This is a genomic window from Gemmatirosa kalamazoonensis, assembly GCF_000522985.1.
Lineage (GTDB): Bacteria > Gemmatimonadota > Gemmatimonadetes > Gemmatimonadales > Gemmatimonadaceae > Gemmatirosa > Gemmatirosa kalamazoonensis.
Window position 1 is genome coordinate 4,369,919 of the sequence record NZ_CP007128.1, and the last position, 17,854, is coordinate 4,387,772.

Annotated in this window: 16 protein-coding genes and 1 tRNA gene; 10 read left to right on the forward strand and 7 right to left on the reverse strand. The window is 72.2% G+C overall.

All coding sequences use genetic code 11. The features are described from left to right. Window positions 1-29 precede the first annotated feature (29 nt). The gene (locus J421_RS19080; protein ID WP_025412766.1) at window positions 30-1,907 is read right to left on the reverse strand and encodes an ABC transporter ATP-binding protein; all 1,878 of its coding nucleotides are present in this window, start codon (window positions 1,905-1,907) and stop codon (window positions 30-32) included. 69 nt (window positions 1,908-1,976) lie between these two features. On the opposite strand from J421_RS19080, the gene J421_RS19085 reads away from it, so the two are divergent. The 3 genes from J421_RS19085 (at window position 1,977) to J421_RS19095 (ending at window position 5,402) form a co-directional block, all read left to right on the forward strand. Beyond that, window positions 1,977-2,240, forward strand: coding sequence for a GlsB/YeaQ/YmgE family stress response membrane protein (locus J421_RS19085; protein WP_025412767.1), 264 nt, complete (start codon window positions 1,977-1,979; stop codon window positions 2,238-2,240). Between the two features lie 114 nt (window positions 2,241-2,354). Then, window positions 2,355-5,219 carry an excinuclease ABC subunit UvrA gene (uvrA, locus tag J421_RS19090; RefSeq protein WP_025412768.1) on the forward strand — a complete coding sequence of 955 codons (2,865 nt, stop codon included), beginning with the start codon at window positions 2,355-2,357 and terminating at the stop codon, window positions 5,217-5,219. Between the two features lie 110 nt (window positions 5,220-5,329). Further along, a tRNA-Asn gene (locus J421_RS19095) sits at window positions 5,330-5,402 on the forward strand. A gap of 48 nt (window positions 5,403-5,450) precedes the next feature. On the opposite strand, the gene J421_RS19100 is transcribed toward J421_RS19095, so the two are convergent. The 3 genes from J421_RS19100 to J421_RS32900 are packed head-to-tail and all read right to left on the reverse strand — an operon-like array spanning window position 5,451 to window position 7,146. Then, on the reverse strand, window positions 5,451-6,359 hold the full coding sequence (locus J421_RS19100; protein WP_104022813.1) for an extracellular solute-binding protein: 909 nt from the start codon (window positions 6,357-6,359) through the stop codon (window positions 5,451-5,453). Window positions 6,360-6,361: 2 nt separating this feature from the next. Then, window positions 6,362-6,889, reverse strand: coding sequence for a class I SAM-dependent methyltransferase (locus tag J421_RS32895; protein ID WP_025412770.1), 528 nt, complete (start codon window positions 6,887-6,889; stop codon window positions 6,362-6,364). Next, entirely contained in the window at window positions 6,886-7,146 is a 261-nt protein-coding gene (locus J421_RS32900; protein ID WP_025412771.1) for a class I SAM-dependent methyltransferase, read from the reverse strand. Before J421_RS32900 ends, J421_RS32895 begins: the two co-directional genes overlap by 4 nt. A gap of 120 nt (window positions 7,147-7,266) precedes the next feature. Here J421_RS32900 and purE point away from each other — a divergent pair, with 120 nt between their 5' ends. From purE to J421_RS19135, 6 genes are all read left to right on the forward strand, one after another. Next, window positions 7,267-7,788, forward strand: coding sequence for a 5-(carboxyamino)imidazole ribonucleotide mutase (purE, locus tag J421_RS19110; protein WP_025412772.1), 522 nt, complete (start codon window positions 7,267-7,269; stop codon window positions 7,786-7,788). Further along, window positions 7,785-9,053, forward strand: coding sequence for a 5-(carboxyamino)imidazole ribonucleotide synthase (purK, locus tag J421_RS19115; RefSeq protein ID WP_025412773.1), 1,269 nt, complete (start codon window positions 7,785-7,787; stop codon window positions 9,051-9,053). The genes purE and purK overlap by 4 nt, the downstream gene beginning before the upstream one ends. Further along, complete coding sequence (locus J421_RS19120) at window positions 9,050-10,291, forward strand: acetate/propionate family kinase (RefSeq protein ID WP_025412774.1); 1,242 nt, start codon at window positions 9,050-9,052, stop codon at window positions 10,289-10,291. The genes purK and J421_RS19120 overlap by 4 nt, the downstream gene beginning before the upstream one ends. A 77-nt stretch (window positions 10,292-10,368) precedes the next feature. Further along, window positions 10,369-10,983 carry a superoxide dismutase family protein gene (locus tag J421_RS19125; protein WP_201773042.1) on the forward strand — a complete coding sequence of 205 codons (615 nt, stop codon included), beginning with the start codon at window positions 10,369-10,371 and terminating at the stop codon, window positions 10,981-10,983. A gap of 141 nt (window positions 10,984-11,124) precedes the next feature. Continuing rightward, entirely contained in the window at window positions 11,125-12,003 is an 879-nt protein-coding gene (locus J421_RS19130; protein ID WP_025412776.1) for an SRPBCC family protein, read from the forward strand. Then, window positions 12,000-13,190: a zinc-dependent alcohol dehydrogenase gene (locus tag J421_RS19135; protein WP_025412777.1), complete on the forward strand. Its 1,191-nt coding sequence runs from the start codon at window positions 12,000-12,002 to the stop codon at window positions 13,188-13,190. The genes J421_RS19130 and J421_RS19135 overlap by 4 nt, the downstream gene beginning before the upstream one ends. Here the strand turns inward: J421_RS19135 and J421_RS19140 are convergent. Beyond that, the gene (locus J421_RS19140) at window positions 13,176-13,988 is read right to left on the reverse strand and encodes a metallophosphoesterase family protein (RefSeq protein WP_025412778.1); all 813 of its coding nucleotides are present in this window, start codon (window positions 13,986-13,988) and stop codon (window positions 13,176-13,178) included. The genes J421_RS19135 and J421_RS19140 overlap by 15 nt on opposite strands. A gap of 139 nt (window positions 13,989-14,127) precedes the next feature. On the opposite strand from J421_RS19140, the gene J421_RS19145 reads away from it, so the two are divergent. Further along, window positions 14,128-15,063, forward strand: coding sequence for a nucleotidyltransferase family protein (locus J421_RS19145; RefSeq protein WP_201773043.1), 936 nt, complete (start codon window positions 14,128-14,130; stop codon window positions 15,061-15,063). A gap of 7 nt (window positions 15,064-15,070) precedes the next feature. Here J421_RS19145 and J421_RS19150 read toward each other — a convergent pair whose 3' ends face one another. Continuing rightward, complete coding sequence (locus J421_RS19150; RefSeq protein ID WP_025412779.1) at window positions 15,071-16,588, reverse strand: hypothetical protein; 1,518 nt, start codon at window positions 16,586-16,588, stop codon at window positions 15,071-15,073. Continuing rightward, window positions 16,585-17,796: a hypothetical protein gene (locus J421_RS19155; RefSeq protein WP_025412780.1), complete on the reverse strand. Its 1,212-nt coding sequence runs from the start codon at window positions 17,794-17,796 to the stop codon at window positions 16,585-16,587. The genes J421_RS19150 and J421_RS19155 overlap by 4 nt, the downstream gene beginning before the upstream one ends. Window positions 17,797-17,854: the final 58 nt, after the last annotated feature.

The window sequence follows — 17,854 nt, forward strand, 5'->3', positions numbered from 1 at the left end:
GCCCCAAGGCGTGGCAAGCGCGGCGCTCCCTACGTCACGGCCTGCGTCGCGGCCACCGGGGCCGCGTGCGACTCACCCACCTGCAGACGGTACAGCCGCTCGTACAAGCCGCGTCGCGCGAGGAGTGCGGCGTGCGTGCCACGCTCCACGACCTGCCCGTGATGCAGCACGAGGATCTGGTCCGCGCCGACGATCGTCGTGAGGCGATGCGCGATCGCGATCGTCGTGCGCCCACGCATGAGCGTCGCGAGTGCCCGCTGGATGAGCGCCTCCGACTCGCTGTCGACCGCGCTCGTCGCCTCGTCGAGCAGCAGCAGCGCGGGATCGGCGGCGACCGCGCGCGCGAACGCGAGCAGCTGCCGCTCGCCCACGCTGAGCGACGCGCCGCGCTCGCCGAGCGCGTACGACAGCTCGCCGGGCAGCCGCGCGACGACGCGGTCCGCGCCGACGCTCGCGAGCGCGGCGCGGACGCCGGCATCGTCGATGGCGCTCGACAGCCGCACGTTCGACGCGACGTCGCCGGCGAACAGGAAGATGTCCTGCTGCACGTAGCCGACGAGCGATCGCAGCGTGTCGACCGCCAGCTCGCGCACGTCCACCGCCGGCCCGTCGCCGAACGCGACGGTGATGCGCCCGCGCTGCGGCTCGTAGAAGCGCATCAGCAGGTTCACGATCGTCGACTTCCCCGCCCCCGTGTGCCCGACGATGGCGACGGTCTCGTTAGGCCGCGCCTCGAAGCTGACACCTTTCAGCACCCAGTCCGGGGTCGCCGATCCGGTGTCGTAGTGGAACCAGACGTCCTGGAACGACACCGTGACTCCCTCCCCGCTCCCCACTCCGCGCTCCACGCTCGCTCCGACGGACGGGAGAGCGAGCGCGGAGCGTGGAGCGGAGAGCGTGGACGAGCCTCCGCCGACGGGCGTATCGAGCAGCTCGAAGATCCGCTCCGCCGCCGCCATCGCGGCCTGCAGGATGTTGTACTTCTCCGACAGATCCTGGAGCGGCTGGAAGAAGCGGCGCACGAGCTGGAGGAACGCCGCGACCGTGCCGACGCTCAGCAGGCCGCGGTGCACGCGGTCCGCCGCCGCGACGATGATCAGCGCGAGCGCGATCGTCGTCAGCAGCTCGACCGCCGGGAAGTACAGCGCGTACGCCGTGATCGACTTCAGATGCGCGTCGAGGTGCGCGCGATTGAGCCCGTCGAACGTGTCGCGCTCCGCGCGCTCGCGGCCGAACGCCTGCACCACGCGCATGCCCGTGAGCCGCTCCTGCAGGAACGCGTTGATCCGCGCCAGCCGCGTGCGGATGTCGCGGTACGCGCCGCGCACGCTGCGCTGGAACAGGCGCGACGCGAGCAGCACGCCCGGGATCGCCGCGAGCGCCGCGAGCGCGAGCCGCCAGTCGACCACGAACATCATGACGCCGATCGCGAGCAGCGTGAACAGGTCGCCGAGGCCCGCGACGACGCCGCTCGTGAACAGCTCGTTCAGCGCCTCGACGTCCGACGTCACGCGCGTGACGAGCCGCCCCACCGGCGAGCGGTCGAAGAACGCGACGGGGAGCCGCTGCAGGTGCGCGAACAGCTCGTCGCGCAGGTCGCGCATCACGCGCTGACCGAGCAGCGCCGTGAGCACGGTCTCGCCGTACCCGAACCCGAACTCGGCCACGAGCGCGACGACGAACAGGAGCGCGGCGCGGCGCACGCCGGCGAGGTCGTGCGCAGGCAGCGCGACGTCGACCACCCAGCGCGTGATCGCCGGGCCGACGAGCTGCAGCGCGCCCGCGCCGCACAGCAGCAGCACCGCCGCCGCGGCGAGCGGACCGTACGGCCGCACGTACCGAAGCAGCCGGCGGGCGAGGCGCGCGTCGTAGGCGGCCCCGAGTACTTCGTCCTCGTGACCCGACATCAGGTGGATGGCACGGCCGTTGCCCTTCCGTCCGCCGCTGGCACTTCAGCACTCACTCTGGAGGGACGAATGGGAATCCTCGCTTGGATCATTCTCGGGCTCATCGCCGGTGCGATCGCGAAGGCGATCATGCCTGGCCGTGACCCCGGCGGTTTCATCGTGACGGCGCTCATCGGTATCGTCGGCGCGGTGATCGGTGGCTTCGTCGGCAACATGCTGTTCGGCATCGGCGGCGTTTCCGGCGTCGACATCCGCAGCATCCTCATCGCCGTGGTCGGCGCGCTCGTGCTGCTCTGGATCTATCGCATGGCGACGGGCCGCCGGGCAGTCTGACGACTGCCTGAGGGCAGGAAGGCAAGAGGGCGCGAGGGCAGGAGAGTTGCACGGCTCCTGCCCTCGTTTCGCGCCCTCCTGCCCTCCTGCCCTCATTTCGGCTATTCTTCGGGTGTGAAAGATCGCATAGTCGTCCGCGGCGCGCGCCAGCACAACCTCAAGGGGTTCGACCTCGAGATCCCGCGGCGCAGCTACACCGTCATCACCGGCCCCTCGGGGTCGGGGAAGTCGTCGCTCGCGTTCGACACGATCTACGCCGAGGGGCAGCGCCGATACGTGGAGTCGCTCTCGGCGTACGCCCGGCAGTTCCTCGAGCGGATGGACAAGCCCGACGTCGACGCCGTCGAGGGGCTCTCCCCCGCCGTCGCGATCGAGCAGAAGAACCCGACGAAGACGTCGCGGTCGACCGTCGGCACCGCGACGGAGATCTACGACTACCTCCGCCTGCTGTGGGCGCGCGTCGGTCGCACGTTCTGCCCGGTTTGCGGCCGCGAGATGCGCCCCGACACGGTCCAGTCGGCGAGCGACGCCGTGCTCGCGCTCCCGGCCGGGACGCGCTTCGCCGTCGCCTTCCCGCTGCGGCTCTCCGACAAGGTCACCCACGCCGTCGTCGCCGAGAACCTGCGCGCCCAGGGGTTCCTCCGCGTGCACGTCAACGGCGAGACCCGCCACCTCGACGACGTGGAGGCGGCCGGGCTCGATCTCACGCGCGCGAAGGAGCTGCTCGTCATCGTCGACCGGCTCGCCGTCGGTCCGGAGGCCGCGGGCCGGCTGTCGGACGCGTTCGGCACCGCGTTCCGCGAGGGCGACGGCGACGCCGTCGTGCTGCTCGCCGAGGGCAAGCCGATGCGCTTCACCGAGCGCTTCGAGTGCCCGAACGACGGCACGCGGCTCCCCGCGCCGTCGCCGCAGCTCTTCTCGTTCAACAACCCGCGCGGCGCCTGCCCGACGTGCAACGGCTTCGGCGCGGTGCTCGAGTACGACGAGGCGCTCGTCGTTCCGTACCCCGAGCGCACGCTGCGCGACGGCGCGATCGGCCCGTTCACGGCGCCCCGCTACGAGGCGGAGCGGCGCAAGCTCGCCGACTTCGCGCGCCGCGAGGGGATCCCGATGGACGTGCCGTGGTCGTCGCTGACGAAGGCGCAGCGCGACCTCCTGCTGCACACGAAGACGCGTGGCTTCGTCGGCGCGTTCCCGTTCCTCCGCTCCAAGGAGGAGAAGCGCTACAAGCAGTACATCCGCGTCTTCCTGCGGCAGTACCAGTCGGCGCAGGAGTGCCCCACGTGCCACGGCACCAAGCTCAAGCCCGAGGCGCTGCAGGTGCGCGTCGCGGACCGGAGCATCGCCGACGTGTCGGACATGCCGGTCGACCGGCTGCTCGAGTGGGTCGACGCGCTGGAGCTGACGCCGTTCGAGAAGCAGATCGCGGAGCACGTGCTGAAAGAGGCGAAGGAGCGCGTGCGCTTCCTCTGCGACGTGGGCCTCACGTACCTCTCGCTGAACCGCGCCACGCGCACGCTGTCGGGCGGCGAGTCGCAGCGCATCGGCCTCGCGAACTCGTTGGGCTCCTCGCTCGTCGACACGCTGTACGTGCTCGACGAGCCGTCGATCGGGCTGCACTCGCGCGACATGGAGCGGCTGCTCCGGCTGCTGCACCGACTGCGCGACGGCGGCAACACGGTGCTCGTCGTGGAGCACGACCCGGAGGCGATCGAGGTCGCGGACTACATGGTGGAGCTGGGCCCCGAGAGCGGCGAGAAGGGCGGATACGTCGTCTTCGCCGGCCCCATCGCGCGCGTCGCGGAGAGCCCGCTCACCGGCGCGTACCTCACCGGCCGCAAGTCGATTCCCGTCCCCGCGGAGCGCCGGCGGCTCGGGCCGCGCTGGCTCACGCTCGAGGGCGCGCGCGAGCACAACCTCAAGGGCGTCGACATCCGCGTGCCGTTAGGCGCGCTCACCGTCGTCACGGGTGTGTCGGGATCGGGCAAGAGCACGCTCGTCCACGACGTGCTCTATCGCGCGCTGGAGCAGACGATCACGGGCGAGCACTCGGCCAAGCAGCACCTCGGCGAGAAGGTCGGACGCTTCGACCGCATGACGGGCTGGGAGGGAATCGACGACGTGGTGCTCGTCGACCAGAGCCCGATCGGCCGCTCGCCGCGCTCCAACCCGGTCACGTACATCAAGGCGTACGACGAGATCCGCCGCATCTTCGCCGCGCAGCCGCTGTCCAAGCAGCGCGGATTCACGGCCAGCACGTTCAGCTTCAACACCGCGGGCGGACGCTGCGAGCACTGCGAGGGCGCCGGCTATCTCGAGGTCGAGATGGTGTTCATGGCCGACGTGTTCGTCCCGTGCGACGCGTGCGGCGGCAAGCGGTTCAAGCCGGAGGTGCTCGAGGTCTCGGTGCGCGGCAAGACGATCCACGACGTCCTGCAGCTCACGGTCGACGAGGCGATCCGTTTCTTCCCGCGCGAGGAGAAGCTGGGCCAGGCGCTGTGGCAGCTGCAGCAGGTGGGACTCGGCTACCTGCGGCTCGGCCAGCCGGCGACGACGCTCTCCGGCGGCGAGGCGCAGCGCGTGAAGATCGCCCGCGAGCTGAACGCGTCGGCGAAGAGCAAGGGGCGCAAGCTCTACGTCATGGACGAGCCGACGACGGGGCTGCACCTCGAGGACATCCGCAAGCTCGCCGACGTCATGGACCGGCTCGTCGATGCCGGCCATACGCTCGTGCTCATCGAGCACAACCTCGACGTCATCAAGCTCGCCGACTGGGTCATCGACCTCGGCCCCGACGCCGGCGACCGCGGCGGCGAGATCGTGGCGATGGGGCGGCCGGAGGAGATCATGGCCGAGCCGCGGTCGCACACCGGACGGTTCCTGCGGCGGGTCCTGCCCGGACCGGCCGCGGCCCCGTCGAACAGCGTCGAGCTGCCCGCGCCACCGCGTCCGCGCACCCGTCGCGCGAGGGCGTCGTAGCCCGGCGCGGCGCCCGGCGCCGGGTTGACTCGACTCTCCACCCCGGCTATACTTCCCGACCTGTGCCGCAACGGCGTAAGCTATTGAGCGAGCGCCTGTTAGCCGGTCGATCCCGCGTAGCTCAGTTGGTAGAGCAGGCGACTGTTAATCGCCGGGTCGTAGGTTCGAGTCCTACCGCGGGAGCTCGTGTGCGGGCCGGTGTCCTTCAGGGACACCGGCCCGCACTGTCGTTCACGGCACCCGGATGAGCGAGTCCAGCACGTCGAGCTGCCGTGCCCTCATCACCCGCCGCCCGTCGGCCGAGCCGAGGAACGCGACGAACCGCGCGCCGAGCGCCCGATGCGGCGCCTGCTTGGGAACGGCGAGCGCGTAGGCGATCGGCTCGCCCCGCACCGTGATCGAGTCGCCACGTCCGCGCCCCGGTACGCGCAGCTGGGCGGTCGCGTAGGCGAGCGAGTCGGCGACCGTGCCGAGATCGGCGTCCGGCGGCAGCGGCAGGAAGCGGAGCCCCGCCGCGCGGGCGAGGCTCTCGTACGTCCACACGTAGTCCAGCTCGCCCGCCTCGACGAGCGCGATCTGGTCGGCCTCGCGCGGTCGGACGTTCCGGGGCGGCGCCGCCGCGAGCAGGCGCCGCGCGAGGCCGGGCTCGCGGTAGTGCCGCTCCAGGAGCTGGAAGACGAGCAGCGTGCGATAGCCGCTCGGGTCGGTGGCCGGGTCGGCGCGTCCGACCTGCACGCCCGGCCGCTCGAGCACTTCCCACCACCGAGCGCTCCGCGCGACGTCGTCCGCGCCGCGCGCGCGCGCGCCGTAGGCCAGCACGATGCGGTTGCGCGCGAACAGCGCGTAGCGGTCGACGTACGTGGGCACGAGCAGCGCCGGGAACACGCCGCGGTCGGCGAGCAGCAGCACGTCGGGCGTCTGGCCCAGCTCCGTCATGCGACGCGCGAGCTCCAGGCTGGCCTGCGTCTCCAACGTGTAGCGTACGCCCTCGCGCGCGGCGAACGTGTCGAGCGCGGCGCGCACCGGCCGCGTGAGGCTCGCCGCCGCCCACACGACGAGCGGCTCGCCGGTCGCGTGCCGATCGGCCCTGCCGCATGCGCACACCCATGCGGCGATCGGCCCGAGGCACCACCGCCGCATGCTCACGACCGCGCCAGCCCGAACATCGCGAAGTACGGCACGCGCGCCGCGTCCTCCAGATCCGGATGCTCGCGCAGCGCCTCCGCGCTCGGCCGCGGCTCGGCGAACGTGCACAGCGCGAACCCCGCGCCGAGGATCCAGCGGAACCAGTCCTCGAGCGGCGCGTGCACGGCGGGCGTCGTGAACTCGTACGACCAGCCGGTCCACCGGTAACGCATCACGGTGCGCTCGAAGTATCGATCGATGCTGAGCGCGAGCTTGCGGCCGCCGGCGTCCTTCAGCCACTCGCGGTACGGCGTGTCGCTGCACGGATGCGCGATCGAGACCACCGCGCGGCCGCCCGGGCGGAGCACGGTGTGCATGGCGCGGAGCGCGCGCTCGGGATCGGGCACGTCCTGCAGCGCGAGGCACGACGTCGCGACGTCGAACGACGCCGGCGCGAACGTGCGATCGAGCGTCTGCGCGTCGGCGACGGTGTACGCGATGCCTAACGGCGCGTCGCGCTCGATGCGCATCGCGTGCTCGATCATGCGCGGTGAGAGATCGACGGCCGCCACGCGCGCGCGCCGGCGCGCGCCATCTCGCGCGCGAAGTAGCCCGAGCCGCACCCCACGTCGAGCAGCCGCTGGCCCGAGACGTCGCCGCACAGCGCGACCTGAGCGGGGCCGAAGAAGCGCAGCCGGTAGTAGTCGCGACCACTCGCCTGCCCTGCCGCATACGCGTCGGCGGCGCGATCCCACGCGTCGCGCGCCTCGGCCGCGTCCAGTCGATCGCCCCGCTCGGTCATCTGCGCTCCATGGACTCGTCCCCGCCGGCGCTCCCACCACCCCCGGCCGCCGCGTATCTTCCCCGCGTCGCGCGGTGGCCGTCAATGCCTGCGCGCGACGTCGCACTCCACCGCCCATCGATGACGACGCCGACCGCCGACTCCGCCCTTCCCGCACCGCTCGTCGGCGTCGTGATGGGCAGCGCGAGCGACTGGTCGGTGCTCGGCCCCGCGTGCGACACGCTCGACGAGCTCGGGATCCCGTACGAGGCGCGCGTCGTCTCCGCGCACCGCACGCCGGACTGGCTGTTCGAGTACGCGGAATCCGCGGAGGCGCGCGGTCTGCGCGTCATCATCGCCGGCGCGGGCGGCGCGGCGCACCTGCCGGGGATGCTCGCCGCGAAGACGCTCGTTCCGGTGCTCGGTGTACCGGTCCCCGCGACACTCCTCAACGGCATCGATTCGTTGCTCTCCATCGTCCAGATGCCGGCCGGCGTGCCGGTCGGAACGCTCGCCATCGGGAAGCCCGGTGCGGTGAACGCGGCGCTGTTCGCCGCCCAGATCCTCGGCACCGCCGATCCCGCGCTGCGCGGCCGGCTGGCCGAGCGCCGCGCGGCGAACGAGGCCAAGGTGCTCGGGCAGACGCTGCCGCCCCAGACATGACGCGCGGCGCGAACCCGGTGCTCCCGGGAAGCACGATCGGCATCCTCGGCGGCGGTCAGCTCGGCCGCATGACCGGCATGGCCGCGCTGTCGATGGGCTACACCGTGCACGTGCTCGATCCCGATCCGCAGTGCGCGGCGGGCGCGATCGCCGCGCGCGTCGTCACCGCACCGTTCGACGACGCCGCCGCGGCGGCGGATCTCGCGAGCAGCTGCCAGGTCGTGACGCTCGAGATCGAGCAGATCGGCCGCGCGGCGCTCGATGCGGTGGCCGAGCGCACGCCGATGCGACCGGGCCCGCATCCGGTGTGGATCATCCAGGACCGCGTGCGACAGAAGGAGTGGCTCGCCGCGCATCGCTTCCCGGTCGGCCCGTTCCGCGCCGCGCTTGAGGCGAAGGACGTCGCGAACGCGGTGCGCTCGCTCGGCGCGTGCATCGTGAAGTCGTCGCACGGCGGCTACGACGGCCGCGGCCAGGCGCACGTCGAGCGCGAGGACGACGCCGCGAACGCGTGGGCGGCGGTGGGCGCGCGGAGCGCGGTCGTGGAGCAGCGGCTCGAGCTCGCGTACGAGGTATCGGTGCTCGTGGCGCGTCGACCGGGCGGGCAGATGGCGGTATACCCGCCGGCGCGCAATCACCACGCGCGCGGCGTGCTCACCTGGTCGGTGCTCCCGGCGCCCGTGCCCGCGGCCGTGGGACGCGAGGCCGCGGAGATCGCGCTCGGCATCGCGGAGGAGCTCGACGTCGTGGGGCTGCTCGCGGTGGAGATGTTCGTGACCACCGACGACCGTGTGCTCGTGAACGAGCTCGCGCCGCGCCCGCACAACACGTATCACGCGTCGGAGCGCGCGTGCGCGACGAGCCAGTTCGAGCAGCTCGTGCGCGCGGTGTGCGACCTGCCGTTAGGCGCCCCCGCGCCGCTCGCCGCCGGCGCGATCGCGAACCTGCTCGGCGACCTGTGGCTCGCGCCCGAGCCGCCGTCGGCGGTGGACGCGCTGTCCGAGCCGGCGGCGCGGCTGCACCTGTACGGCAAGCGCGAGGCCCGCGGCGGCCGCAAGATGGGGCACCTGTCCGCCACCGGCGCGTCGCCCGACGAGGCACTCCGCCGCGTGTGGGACGCCTACGACCGGTTCAAGCCGGCGTCCGCCCCACCGATCGAACGCATGGATCCCTCCACGCTCCACGCTCCACGCTCCACGCTCGGCATCCTCGCGGAACGCAGCGAGGGTGGAGCGTGGAGCGCGGAGCGTGGAGGCGAGCGATGAACGTCCTCGTCCTCAACGTCGGCTCGTCGTCGCTGAAGTTCCAGCTCGTGCGCACCGACGCCGAGCGAATGAGCGCGAACACCGACGAGAAGCTCGCGCGCGGCACGATCGAGCGGCTCGGCGGCGAGTCGGTCATCTCGCTGAAGGCGGGCGACGGTCCGTCGACGAAGACGACCGCCCCGCTGCGCGATCACCGCGCGGCGGTCGAGTTCATCATGCGCTGGCTCGTGAGCGACGAGTCGGGCGGCGCGCTCGGCGGCCGCGCGGACGTCGAGGCGGTCGGCCATCGCGTGGTGCACGGCGGCGAGCACTTCACGCGCTCGGTGCTCATCGACGACACGGTCCTGCGCGGCATCGAGGAGAACATCGACCTCGCGCCGCTGCACAATCCGGCGAACCTGAAGGGGATCGCCGCGGCGCGCGCGGTGCTCGGCGCCGGCACGCCGCAGGTCGCGGTGTTCGACACGGCGTTCCATCAGACGCTCCCCGATCACGCGTATCTGTACGCGATCCCGTACCAGTTCTACCGTCGGTACAAGGTGCGGCGGTACGGCTTCCACGGCACGTCGCACCGCTACGTCGCGCACCGCTGGCGTCAGCTCACGGGAACGGCCCGCGACGATACGCGGCTCGTCACGCTGCATCTCGGCAACGGCTGCTCGGCGTGCGCCATCAGCGGCGGCGACTCGGTCGACACGAGCATGGGGTTCACGCCGCTCGAGGGGTTGGTGATGGGAACGCGCTCGGGCGACGTCGATCCCGCGGTGCTCGAGTACCTCTCGTCCAAGGAGGGCATGACGATGAGCGAGGCGGAGACGATGCTGAACAAGTCGTCCGGCCTGCTCGGCGTCTCCGGCCTCACGCACGACATGCGCGAGCTGCTCGCCGAAGCCGAGGAGCACGACGATCGCCGCGCGCGGCTCGCGATCGAGATCTTCTGCCACCGCGCGCGCAAGTACATCGGCGCGTACCTCGCGGAGATGGGCGGCGCCGATGCCGTGGTGTTCGCGGGCGGTATCGGCGAGAACGCGCCGACGGTGCGCGCGCGCATCGTCGCGGGACTCGACTGGCTCGGCCTCACGCTCGACGCCGAGCGCAACGCGGCGGCGGTCGGACGCGAGGGTAAGATCTCGACCGACGATGCGCGGCTCGCCGCGTGGGTCATCCCGACCGACGAGGAGCTGCTCATCGCCCGCGACACCGTGCGCGTCGTGACCGGCGCGCCGGCGCGGTTCTGACGTCGTCCGGCCCCGCGTTTGCGACCTCCGGGCGCGCGGCTCTCGCGCGCCGCTCACCACGCTCCAGTCAGACAACCATGCGATCGCCCGCTCTCCTCTTCCGCCTGTCGCTCTCGCTTGGCGCGGCGCTGCTCGCCGCGTGTGCCTCGAACCAGTCAGGCCCGCCCCCCGGCCCGGCCGGACGCGGGGGCCCCGGGGGGATGCGCGGCCAGCGCATGCCCGGCGACACGCTGCCGATGGCGGCGCCGAACACGACGGCGCGCGCCGACCTGCGCGACGTGAACGGCGCGTCGGTCGGCACGGTGACGCTGACGCAGACCGCGCACGGCGTGCTGATCACCGGTGACCTGTCCTCGCTGCCGCCGGGCGTGCACGCCATCCACGTGCACGACAGCGGGCGCTGCGAGCCGCCGTTCACGAGCGCGGGCGGGCACTACAACCCGGCGATGCGCTCGCACGGCTTCCGCGCGAACACGGGCAACCACGCCGGCGACCTGCCGAACTTCTCGGTTGGCACGAACGGCACCGGGCACGTCGAGACGATCAGCCGCGACCTCACGCTGGCCCAGGGCGGCGGCCTGTTCGACGGCGACGGCTCGTCGATCGTCATCCACGGCGGCCCCGACGATTACCAGAGCGACCCGGCCGGCAACTCCGGTCCGCGCATCGCCTGCGGGCTGATCACGCACTGACTGGACCAGGGCAAGAGGGCAGGAGGGCAAGAGGGCAGGAGTGGCGATAGCTCCTGCCCTCCTGCCCTCCTGCCCTCTTGCCCTGGTCCGATTGCTGCGCACGAGGCGGCATCAGAGAACCTCATCCGGAGAGGAACGACAATGGCCGCAACGGCAGCGGGCGCCGGCCAGGCGCCCCGGACTCGGTCGTCCGTCACGCGTCACGGCGGGAGCGAGCGGAAGAACGTCAACGACATCGAGCGCATGCTGTCGGTCGCCGCGGGGGGCGCGCTCGCGGCGTACGCGCTGAAGAAGCGCGACCTCGGCGGACTGCTCGTCGCGCTGGTCGGCGGCGCGCTCGTGGAGCGCGGCGTCACGGGACACTGCCGCGTGTACGGCGCGCTCGGCATGAGCACCGCCGAGCCGACCGACGAGCCGGTGCAGCAGCACGGGCCGAATGCCGTGATCGACGCGAGCACCGCGCAGCGCGTGGAGCACGCGGTCACGATCCACGGCCGCTCGCCGGCCGAGCTGTACGCGTTCTGGCGCGACTTCGAGAACCTGCCGCGCATCATGGAGCGCCTCGAGAGCGTGCAGGTCATCGACGAGACGCGCTCGCGGTGGACGGCGACGGCGCCCGCCGGTCAAACCGTGGAGTGGGAGGCGGAGGTCTACAACGAGATCCCGGGCAAGCTGATCGCGTGGCGCACGCTGCACGACGCCGACATCGCGCACGCGGGGTCGGTGCACTTCGAGCCGGCGCCGGCGGGGCGCGGCACCGAGGTGCGCGTCATCGTCGAGTACGCGCCGCCGGCGGGCGCGTTAGGCACCGCCGTCGCGAAGCTGTTCGGCGAGGAGCCGGACGCGCAGGTGCGCGAGGAGCTGCGGCGCTTCAAGCAGCTCATGGAGACCGGCGAGCTGACGGTGGGCGAGAATCCCGGCCAGGGGCCGCGCGCCGGCAGCTCGTTCAACGCGCGCGCGAGCAACGACGACACCGTGCGCATGACGACCCCTCCGCTCGACGCGCCGCACGGGTCATGAAGGCGCTCTGCTGGCACGGCGTGGAGGACCTGCGGTGCGAGCGCGTGCCCGATCCGGAGATCGTCAATCCGCGCGACGCGATCGTGCGCGTCACGTCGACGGCCATCTGCGGATCCGACCTGCACCTGTACGACGGCATGGTGCCGTCGATGATGAAGGGCGACATCCTCGGCCACGAGTTCATGGGCGTGGTCGAGGAGGTCGGTCGCGACGTGCGCAACCTGCGCCCCGGCGACCGCGTGCTCGTGCCGTTCGCGATCGCGTGCGGCAACTGCTGGTACTGTCACCACGACCTCTGGTCGCTGTGTGACAACTCCAACCCGAACGCCGCGGCGCTCGAGGCGCTGAACGGCTACAGCACGTCGGGGCTGTTCGGCTACTCGCACCTGTACGGCGGGTACGCCGGCGGGCAGGCCGAGTACGTGCGCGTGCCGTTCGCCGACGTCGGCCCGCTGAAGCTCGAGAACGACCTCCCCGACGAGAAGGTCCTCTTCCTCACCGACATCTTCCCCACGGGCTACATGGCCGCCGAGCAGTGCGGCATCCGGCCCGGCGACACGGTGGCCGTGTGGGGATGCGGCCCGGTCGGCCAGTTCGCGATCGTGAGCGCGTATCTGTTAGGCGCCGGCCGTGTCATCGCGATCGACCGGTTCGCCGAGCGGCTCGACATGGCGCGCGAGGTGGGCAACGCCGACGTCGTCGACTACGCGCGCGACACGGACGACGTCGTGGAGACGCTGAAGCAGATGACGGGAGGCCGTGGCCCCGACCACGCCATCGACGCGGTGGACATGGAGTCGCACGGCCACGGCGTCATGTCGCGCATCGACCGCGGCAAGCAGTTCCTCAAGCTGCAGCTCGACCGCGCCGACGCGCTGCGCCAGGCGGTCCAGGCGTGCGGCAAGGGCGGCACGGTGAGCATCCCCGGCGTCTACGCGGGCTTCATCGACAAGTTCCCGATGGGCCAGGCGTTCGCGAAGGGCCTCACGCTCCGCATGGGCCAGACGCACGTGCACCGGTACCTGCGCCCGCTGCTCGAGCGCATCGAGCGCGGCGACGTCGACCCGTCGCGCATCATCACGCACCGCGTCCCGCTCGAGCGCGGGCCGGAGATGTACCGGACCTTCCGCGACAAGCAGGACGGGTGCGTGAAGGTCGTGCTGAAGCCCGAGCTACGCGCTGTGTAGCGTGAGCTTCTCGCCGGCGCGGCGCCGCTCCATGCCGTCGTACGCGGCGCCGTCGTCGCCCGCCGTCGGCGAGTCGGGATCGACCTCGATGAACCTCACGGGGATCTGGTCGGGCCAGCGCTTGCGCAGCAGCGGCATCGCCACGTTGTAGCACGGCGTGCCGTTCGACAGCGTGCCGTCAGGCGTGCCGTTGTGCGCGTGGCCGTGGAACACCGCGCTCACCTTGTAGCGGAGCAGCGGCTCCTCGTGCCGCCCGCAGCCGAGCCACGGGAAGATCTCGAGCGGTTCGCCCTCGACCGTCGCGCGGATCGGCGAGTAGTGCAGCAGCGCGATCTTCTGCCGCGTGCGCAGGCGGGCGAGCGCGGTCTCGAGCTTGAGCGTCTCGTCCACCGCTTCCTTCACGAAGCACTTGATCGCGCTCTCGCCCCACGAGCCGAGCACCCCGCGCCCGAAGCCGCCGGCGAATCCCTTCACGCCGGCGAAGCCGACGCCGCTCACCTCGTGCGACTCGCCGTCGAGCACCACGATGCCCGCCTCGCGCAGCGCGTCGACCATCTCCGTCACGTGGCCCGACTCGTAGTCGTGGTTGCCGAGCACGGTGATGACCGGCATGCGGACGATCGAGAGCTCCTTCAGCAGCACCCGCGTCTCGTCGAGCGTGCCGTAATCGGTGAGATCGCCGCACAGCACGAGCACGTCGGCGCGCTCGGAGATCTGGCCGAGGATCGGCGCGAGCGCGCCCTGCGACGTCTTGCTGACGTGGACATCGCTCATCGCGGCGATGCGGACGGTGGGCATGGTCGATGCTTGATCGAGGATACGGATGACTCGGGCGCCGTGAGCGGCGGCCGCACGCCCGCCTCGCGTTTCAACAATTATTCCGCCCGTGCACCGCGACCCTCACGACGCTCCGCCCGACGAGCCGCTGGACCCGTCCGTGCCCGCTCGCCCGCGCGTGCGCCGACCGCGCCGCGCCCCGAAGCCGGACGTCGCGCCGGCGCCGAGCACGCGGAAGGCCGGCCCGCAGCCGCTGCACTCGGCCGTCGACGCCGAGCGGCGTGCGTATCCGCGGCCACCCCGGCGGCACGATCTCGCCGCGCCGACGTCGCAGGCCGTCTATCGCCGCGTCATGGAGACGCTGCGCGAGGGGGGCGTGCGCTTCCTCGTCGGCGGCGCGTACGCGTTCACGCCGATCACGGGGATCCCGCGCTCGACGAAGGACTTCGACGTCTTCGTCGCGAAGACGGAGATCCACCGCGCGCTCGAGGTGCTCGACGCCGCGGGATTCCGCACCGAGCTCACGTTCCCGCACTGGCTCGGCAAGGCGTACTGGGGGCAGGACTTCGTCGACCTGATCTTCAGCTCGGGCAACGGCGTCGCCCCGGTCGACGAGCGGTGGTTCGAGCACGCGCCGACGGGCAAGGTGCTCGGCGTCGACGTGCTCATCGCGCCGGCGGAGGAGTCGCTCTGGTCGAAGGCGTTCGTCATGGAGCGCGAGCGCTACGACGGGAACGACATCATCCACCTGCTCCGCTCCCGCGCCGAGCGGCTCGACTGGAACCGCGTGCTCGAGCGCTTCGGCGACCGATGGCGCGTGCTGCTCTCGTACCTCGTGCTGTTCGGCTTCGTCTACCCGGGCGAGCGCTCGCGCATCCCGCCGTGGGTCATGGAGCTGCTGCTCGATCGCCTGCGCAACGAGCTGACGAACGACGCGCCGGTCGGCCGTCTCTGCCAGGGCACCATCCTGTCGCGCCAGCAATACCTGCCGGACGTGCTCGAGTGGGGCTACGCCGATGGCCGCCTGGTGCCGAACGGCGAGATGAACCCGCACGAGATCGCGGAGTGGACGGCGGCGATCGGAACGAAGAAATGACGCGGCGTCATTTCGCGTCCACGTCGAACACCGCCGTCCGCACGCCGCCGTTAGGCCGCGACTGCACCCAGATGCGGTAGCGGCCCGGCTTCGGGAACGCGAACGGGAACGAGAGCGTGCCGGGATAGGACACGTCGGCGTCGTGCAGCGCGTGCGGCGCGTCGGGCTGGTCGGCGCCGTGGAGCACGGTGTCGCCCGCCTCGCGGCGCAGGATGCGCTGCTGCGCGGCGAGCGAGATCGTCCCCATCGGGTGCAGGTGCACGAACACGCTGTCGTCGGCGCGCAGGACGATCGCGTGCGCGGCCATCCCCATGTACGGCGCGAGCGACGCGACGCGTCCCGCCGAATCGCGCACCGTGAAGCGCAGCGCCGTCTCCACGCCGACGCGCGCCGTCGGCGGATCCTCGCGGCGCACCGTGAAGCCGTCGCCGAGCGGCGCCACCGGCCCGTCGGCGCGGCCGACGAACCACGCGTCGTCCCCGACGCTCGCGCCGCCGGCCGCCACGACGAGCGTCTGGTCGCGCGCCGGCACCACGATCGGCGTCACGAGCGTGATCGCGAAGCCGCTCTCCAGCACGATGTCGGAGAACACGGTGTAGCGCCCCGCGGGCAGATCCGGCAGCGCGCTCTCGAACGTCGCCGAGTCGACGCGCGTGGGGTGCAGATGCAGCAGCAGATCGTGGCTCGGATCCGCGACCACGAAGGCGTGCATCAGCTTCCCGTGGTCCGGCATGATCGGCGTCGAGCGCGCGCTGAACAGCAGCGAGTCGGTGACCACGATGCGCAGCGTCGCCGGCCCGCCCGGCGTCGTCGGCGCGCGCAGCTCGCCGCGCGTCGCGAGCGGACGGAACATGCCGCGCAGGTAGCGACGATCGACCGCGTTCCACCACGTGTTGCCGCCGACGAGCGCGAGCGCGACGATCCCCGCCGCGACCGCGACGCCGACGCGTCCCGTCCGACGCCGCCTCGCATCCGGCGCCTCGCCCGGCGGCACCACGCTCTCGCGCACGGCCGCGCCGACGAGCGACAGCAGCCCGACGATGAGCGCGCCGCCGAGCGCGACGAGGATCCAGCCGAGCCCACTGCCTAACCGCAGCCGCGACGTCGCGTACGCGTTCACCGGCACCGTCACCGCGCCGACGCCGCGCATGCCCTCCACGGTCACGTTCACCGCGTACGCGCCGCCGGTCATGAGCCACAGCGGCGCCGCGAACGTGCCCGCCGCCCCGGCGACCGGCTCCGCCACGTCGGGCGTCGGCGCGCCCTTCCTGCCGACCTGCCACTGTGCCACCTGCACGAGCACGCGACGCGCCTCGCCGCTCGTGACGCGCACCGTGATCTGCGCCTGGCCCGGGATGACCCCCGGCATGCGCACCGCGACGCGCACGCCGTACGGTCCCGCGGGGCCGTCGTAGAACGCGTCGTTCGTCCCCACGTGCGCCGAGAGCGACAGCGCCGCGCCCGCGATCGCGGCGGCGCGTGCCGCGCGTCGGAGGGCGGTGCCTAACGCGGCGCGCACGCTCATCGGCGCACCCGGCGCATCCAGTCGCCGAACGCGAGGCCGAGCCGCGACGTGACGATCGCGATGCCGACGGCCCACGCCATGCCCCGCCAGAACTCCGCGCCCGGCGCGTCCGCGTCGAAGAACAGCCCGCGGTACCAGCGCGACGTCGGCGGCAGATTGTAGTTGTAGTTGCCGCCGGCGAAGAACCAGTTGTGCGACGCCGGCGACATGAGGAACGCGCCGAACCACCAGTACACCGCGAGCAGCGACGCGATGAACGCGGTGCCCAGCACCGCCGCGAGCAGCCACCGGTTGGCCTCACGGGCGCGCTGGTACGCGAGGTCGAACAGGACCGCCGGCACGACGAGCAGCAGCGGGAAGCCCATCGGCACGAAGTGCGTGATCGGCTGGAAGATCGGGCCGAGCTTCGGCGTCGCCGGGAACAGCGGCAGGGTCCACGTCATCGCCGCGAAGATCGCGGTGTACACGAGCGCCGTCGCCGTCGCGGGCCAGCGCACGCGGAGCGACGGCAGCGCCGCGCACAGCACGAACGGCAGCGGGTACGCGGCCGCGCGGTAGAAGTGCGCGCCGTGCGAGAAGCCCGGGTGCATGTCCTGCCACACGCCGATGAACACGATCGTGAGCACGACGCCTAACGCGTACGCGTAGATGGCGCGGAACAAGCCCGCGCGCGCCGCCATCGCCGCGCCGCCGTCGCCCGACTCGGCGCGGTTCTGCGCGGTGAGCGCGGTGATCGCGGCGCCGAACACCACGCCGAGGATGCCGGCGATCAGCACGCTGTGCGGAGGGCTCAGTACCTGCACGTCGAGCCCGTACGCGTTGTGCCACCAGTCGTCGAACGGCGCGGAGGTCAGCATCGCACCGGCGCCCCAGATCGCGACCCACGCGCCGAGCGGCCCGCGCATCCCCCAGATGCGCACCGAGCGCGCGCGCTGCGCCTCCGAGCCGGCGAACGTCGTGTGCAGCACGAGGAACCCGTTCGCGCCGCCGGCCACCAGCCCGCCGACGTAGATGCCCATGTGCGCCGGCGTCCAGAACGTGTCGCGGCCGATCGACATGTGCCACGAGATGTCCCAGATGATGCCGACGACGATGCTGGTGGCGGCGAACAGCGTCGCGACGAGCGGCCACGGAACGACGGCCGCGGCGCTCTGCTCATGGGCACGCGAGAGAGGCGCCGCCGCGGCGGGGATCGCGCGGGCTTCCATAGGGGCGGGGTCGAGGGGAGGAAAGCCGACCCGCAGATAATAGGGCAGGAGGGCAGGA